Here is a 5087-nt window from a genome sequence, read left to right as displayed (position 1 = left end):
TCAATTCAAGGATAAACTGTCGTTTATCAAAAGCTGGTGGGAGCAATATGGGGAGGAGTTTTCTGGCTATAGTCCTATGCCCGTTTCTAATACGTTGCAATAAAGTCTATACTGGTAAAACCCCAAGGTGCGGGAAGGTTTACAACCAATCAGACCGGCAAGCTAACCACCAAAAAGGGGTGGGAACATCCTATTAAAGGCCTTCTTCTTCCAACGGGGCAGATTTACACGTTAGTGAACTAATGTATTAGTTGACCCCTGTTTATCAGGAGTTTAGGTAAGAGTTATCAGTTAGGAAATCCTTTTTGATAAGTCACATTACCCCCTTTAATTGAATAGATTGGGCCTTTTTGAGGCTAAATTCCAGACACCCTTTTTAATAAGGTGCTGATTATCAATAATCAGTTAATATGAACTATAAATCTCGTTGCTTAGCGTGTAAATCTGCCCCGTTGGAAGAAGAAGGCCTTAAAGACATCATCTTAGTCGCCGCCGGTATGGTTATTGCTCCTACCTGGACTGGCGCTCATCTGGTTGTCCAGTCAACGAGTGTGAGCGCTTCGTTAAGACGACCACTTCCCCGGGTACAGACGACCGGTAAACTACACTTTTTCTACCCATGATTGCCTCAAACGAGCTTGAAATGCTACTTGTTCTGCTAAAACAGGGTGATCCACGCGCTTTTCGAGAGCTTCATACTCGTTACGCTAAACCCTTATTGCGGGTGATCGTTTTGATTGTTAAGGATTCATGCCAAGCCGAAGATGTCTTACAAGACACGTTTGTCAAAGTCTGGCAATACATTCACCATTATGACTCCCAAAAAGGCGGGCTTTATAACTGGATGTCAACCGTTGCTCGTCACACGGCCATCGATTCTTTACGTCGCCGTACTCCTCCAGTGATCGCTATTTCTGATGGTGACCCGGAGGGAGTACTGGTTGACAAACACGACTGGCTACGTACTGACTGTATCGGCGTTGAACAGGTAGCGAGAAGGGTATTGCGTACGCACCAATGGCAGGTCGTTCAGTTAGTGTACTGGAAAGGCCGGACCCAACAAGAGATAGCCGATGAGTTAGGCCTACCGCTGGGTACGGTTAAGACCCATGTTCGTTTGTCTTTAATTCGCTTACGACCTTTTTTCAGTTGAAAACTCAACGGTGCTCTGTTTTCTTTCAGCACACCAAACCAATCTTTTCCGTACGCTTTTCTATAAACTATGACAAAACAAGATATCATTCGCCGGATCAGTCAACGGACCGGCATAGATCCCGATATTAACCGGTCGGTTATAGACGCTTTTTTTGAGGTTACAAAATCAGCGGTTGAGCAAGGCCAAACCGTTTATGTTCGTACGTTTGGGAGTTTCGGGCCGAAACACCGAGCGGCTAAGGTGGCGCGTAACATTACTCAGAACACGGCTATGCAAATTGAGGCACATACCATTCCCTACTTCAAACCCAGCCTTGAATTCATTAACCAGGTTCGCCGGCTGAAAGTGGACGCTGAAACCAACGACTAGTACCCATTTCAGCCAATAAAGTAGAAAGAGCCGTCATTGGGATAATTACGACCCTTTCCCTAAATACCATGCCAGATTACCAACCCTCGTAAGTGACGCCAGTTTAGTAGCCAACCAACTGACTGTGTCATGCTGTTTGATAAACTTAGTTCAAATCCGGAGTGGACAGAGCAGAAACTCGCCTTGATGCGACAGCATCACGCGGAGTGGCAGTTCTGCTTCGACTTGGAAGACGAAAGCTGGCATAGCCTACAGCGCAGGCATTATCGACAGTGTAGCGAATTGGAGGCCCATTCGCTTGATGTGCTCAAGCGGGTTCAGCTGATTAAACAACAGATACAGGATATACAGGATTGGCACAAAATGATAGACAGCTATCGGCAGACGCTTCGGGCTCATCAAGCGGGGGAAACACTGAATTTGGACGAGGCAAAACGAGCCTTGTCAACCCATTTTTTGCCCTAGCGATTTTTTGTACTATTTTAAGGAGTGTTGTATAAGCATTGTTATGTTAATCGATTATTCCAAGATTCAACCCCCACTAGGAGCCCTACACAAGGGCCGGATTGTACGTTGGAAAGGGAAGAGAAAAAGCCATTATTATGTTAATCGATTATCTGTAGATCGACTTTAATAATTGTCAGTCAATTACATATCAAGACAGGTCTGCCCGAGAGAAAACAGTCCTTACCTTGATAAGCGCCGTAGCTGATTAACAGCGGTAGCTAGTCAAATAGAAAGCCGTTGTGCACACCCGTTGAAACTAGCAGAATAGGCGTCATTCGTGACGTTACAAATCGGATGTGTAGGCAGATACGAGGCGTTAGTTGCTATTTTTGGTGTATCGTAAACTACAAATGGTTACCTTCAGTGCGATTGTTGATCTCGCGACAAAGTAGGTTCCATTTGTCCGTCATTTATCGGTATACTTCATGCCCTATTCTGCTCAAATCGGTGAAGTTGACCGGATCAGGGCACTGGCCAGCTACAACATTCTGGACACCCTGCCCGAAGAAGAATACGATGCTATTACGCAACTGGCGGCGCTGATTTGCCAGATGCCCATCTCACTGATTTCGCTGATAGACGAGCACCGGCAGTGGTTTAAATCGGCCCATGGCCTCACCGTTCGGCAGACACCCCGTGAGTATGCCCTCTGTGCGCATGCCATTCAGACCCCCGACGAGATTATGGAGGTGCATGATGCCCGTACCGATGAACGCTTTATTGGCAACCCGCTCATCACCGGTGACCCGAACGTGGTTTTTTACGCCGGTACGCCTTTGGTCGATGCCAATGGCTACGCATTGGGTACCTTATGCGTAATTGATCACAAGCCCAGTCAACTCACCGCTCAACAAAAACAGCTCCTGAAGGCACTGGGGCGGCAGGTAGTGGTCCAGCTTGAGCTTCACCGGAGCCAAGCCTTACTCCAGGGTGCCAACGAGCAGTTGTTGATGCTCAACCAGGAACTTCAGGTACGCGGCCAGTTCGAACAGCGCCTACAGCACAGGCTGGTGCAGGAAAAAGAGTTGAGTGAACAGAAAACACGATTCGTGGCCATGGTTTCCCATGAGTTTCGCACGCCGTTGACTTCTATTCAGCTCAGCGTCGATCTGGTCAGACTCCACCTGACCGATCCCCCCCAACCGATCACCAAGCACTTAGCGGTCATTGAAGAGCAGGTTGGCAAATTCACTGATCTGCTATCCGACGTACTGATTCTTGGTCAGATCGACGCCGGAAAGCTATTGTTCAATCCGTTGCCGTGCGATGCCGGGGTGTTTGTTGAGGAACTTATCGGCACGTTTACGGCGGCTCAGTTAGGGGGGCGAACCATTCTCACTTCGGTCGAGGGAATGATCCAACTGGTGCCATTAGACAAGAAACTGCTCAGCTATGCGCTGATTAACTTGGTATCCAATGCATTGAAGTATTCAGCGGGCGATCCGGTGGTGCACCTATCCTACGAACCAGATGGCATTACGTTTGCCGTTACCGACACCGGCATTGGTATTCCAGCGGCCGATATACCCCATCTGTTCACGTCATTTTTCCGGGCTACCAACGCCCTGACTATTGCGGGAACTGGCCTGGGCCTGTTCATTGCCCGTCAGTTTGTGGAATTGCATGGCGGGCATATCGACGTGACTAGCCAGCACAACCAAGGCTCCACGTTTCGTATCGTTTTGCCGACGGTACCCGCGCAGGCTGATTAACCCGGAGATCCTGGTTATTTACCTAAATCAATTCTATCTTGTATGACGTTCATTCGTACACCAGCCCGGCAACGGGTGTCCCTTCGGCAGACGCACTGTGATGAGTGGGTAGCTTTCTACACGGCTCAATTGGCGATTCGGGATGGGCTCAGTCGGCAGCATGCGCTGGAAATTACCAATCTGCGGCTATTCAAGGAAGGGCAGCATGCCTGGGCCGTGGTTATCAAGCGGCAGACAATGGAGATCGTATCCTATGAGCTGCTCAACCAGACCAACCAGACCACCCTTCAGCTTCATCAAGACCAGGAGGATACCGAGCTCGAAGAAGCCATACGCCTGCACTAATGGAATACCGTCCGTGTATAACCGTTACTAACTTCCATCTGATTACTACCAGTAAGGTTCGACGAGGTCAGGACGATCCTTGATCTGGATAAGTGAGAGCAAGTCACCGAGAGGGAAAATGAGCCTGTTATTTTAAAAAGGTAAGATCTATAATAACAGTGGCTGTTGCAAAAGTCTAGAAGGCGTAGAATACGCTTTAGTTATGCGCTGATTATAGCTGGTTGAAGAGCTAAAATTTGCTGGTTCAGTGAGCTAATTCATAACCGTACCGACTTTTGCAACAGCCACAACAGTTATGGAAAACTCTGATCGTGAATCAAGTTTAGAGGCCCTAATCTTGTTTTGATTAACATATTGCCACTCATAAGACAATTATTTATGCTGTTAACCAACTTTATAATACAAATTTTTAACTTTTTAATTATATAGGGTACCTGCCAACATTCCGGGAAAATGTTTCATCAGATAGTGTTAATAGTTTGAATTTCAATAGACTTGTTGTGATGGTGACTATGAGCTAGTTAACTAAATAGAAGTTCCATAAACCCGCGCAGATTCCTATCGCTGATTCGTACAATGTGACCTTGTGGGTTCGTAAACGATCACTCAAATAACGAAATCGTTTCATGCCCCCAATTGCATGTTCAACGTAAATGCGCTCCGAGGATTTAGTTCGATTCTCCGCCCGTTGTTCATCGCTTAATTTACCACCTTTAGGTTTCTTTTTGGGAATACTAACTTGCTCACAATCATAGTCTTTGACTATACCCTGATAGCCTAAATCAACCCCTATTTCACGGCCTGTGAACCAGCCCTGGTCAGCTGGAAATTCGACCTTCAATTGGGTGTAATCATGCGACTTACCTACCCAACATTTACTCAAAAAATGGGTCGTGCCTTAAAAGTGGATATTAAGCTTGAAAAAGAGATGGTTAATCAGCAACCCAATCACCGTGTCGTGCATTAAAACCGACTTGGAAAAACAGATGGTGCGACGC

6 protein-coding genes are annotated in these 5087 nt (G+C 46.9%); 5 read left to right on the top strand and 1 reads right to left on the bottom strand.

Annotation, left to right across the window (positions count from 1 at the left end; all coding sequences use genetic code 11):
- Positions 1 to 619 precede the first annotated feature (619 nt).
- From FH603_RS27605 to FH603_RS27585, 5 genes are all read left to right on the top strand, one after another.
- Positions 620 to 1153, top strand: coding sequence for an RNA polymerase sigma factor (locus FH603_RS27605; RefSeq protein ID WP_186742485.1), 534 nt, complete (start codon positions 620 to 622; stop codon positions 1151 to 1153).
- Positions 1154 to 1222: 69 nt separating this feature from the next.
- Complete coding sequence (locus FH603_RS27600) at positions 1223 to 1525, top strand: HU family DNA-binding protein (protein WP_186742483.1); 303 nt, start codon at positions 1223 to 1225, stop codon at positions 1523 to 1525.
- Positions 1526 to 1654: 129 nt separating this feature from the next.
- The gene (locus tag FH603_RS27595; RefSeq protein WP_186742481.1) at positions 1655 to 1990 is read left to right on the top strand and encodes a hypothetical protein; all 336 of its coding nucleotides are present in this window, start codon (positions 1655 to 1657) and stop codon (positions 1988 to 1990) included.
- A gap of 467 nt (positions 1991 to 2457) precedes the next feature.
- Complete coding sequence (locus tag FH603_RS27590; RefSeq protein ID WP_186742479.1) at positions 2458 to 3744, top strand: GAF domain-containing sensor histidine kinase; 1287 nt, start codon at positions 2458 to 2460, stop codon at positions 3742 to 3744.
- 42 nt (positions 3745 to 3786) lie between these two features.
- A complete protein-coding gene (locus FH603_RS27585) occupies positions 3787 to 4089 on the top strand; it encodes a hypothetical protein (RefSeq protein ID WP_186742477.1) in 303 nt (100 codons plus the stop codon).
- 517 nt (positions 4090 to 4606) lie between these two features.
- On the opposite strand, the gene FH603_RS29405 is transcribed toward FH603_RS27585, so the two are convergent.
- Positions 4607 to 4972, bottom strand: a complete 366-nt coding sequence (locus FH603_RS29405; protein ID WP_425326527.1) for a transposase family protein — start codon at positions 4970 to 4972, stop codon at positions 4607 to 4609.
- Positions 4973 to 5087 lie beyond the last annotated feature (115 nt).

Source organism: Spirosoma utsteinense, assembly GCF_014282275.1.
Taxonomy (GTDB): Bacteria; Bacteroidota; Bacteroidia; order Cytophagales; family Spirosomataceae; genus Spirosoma; species Spirosoma utsteinense.
This window is presented reverse-complemented; position numbering and strand designations above follow the sequence as displayed.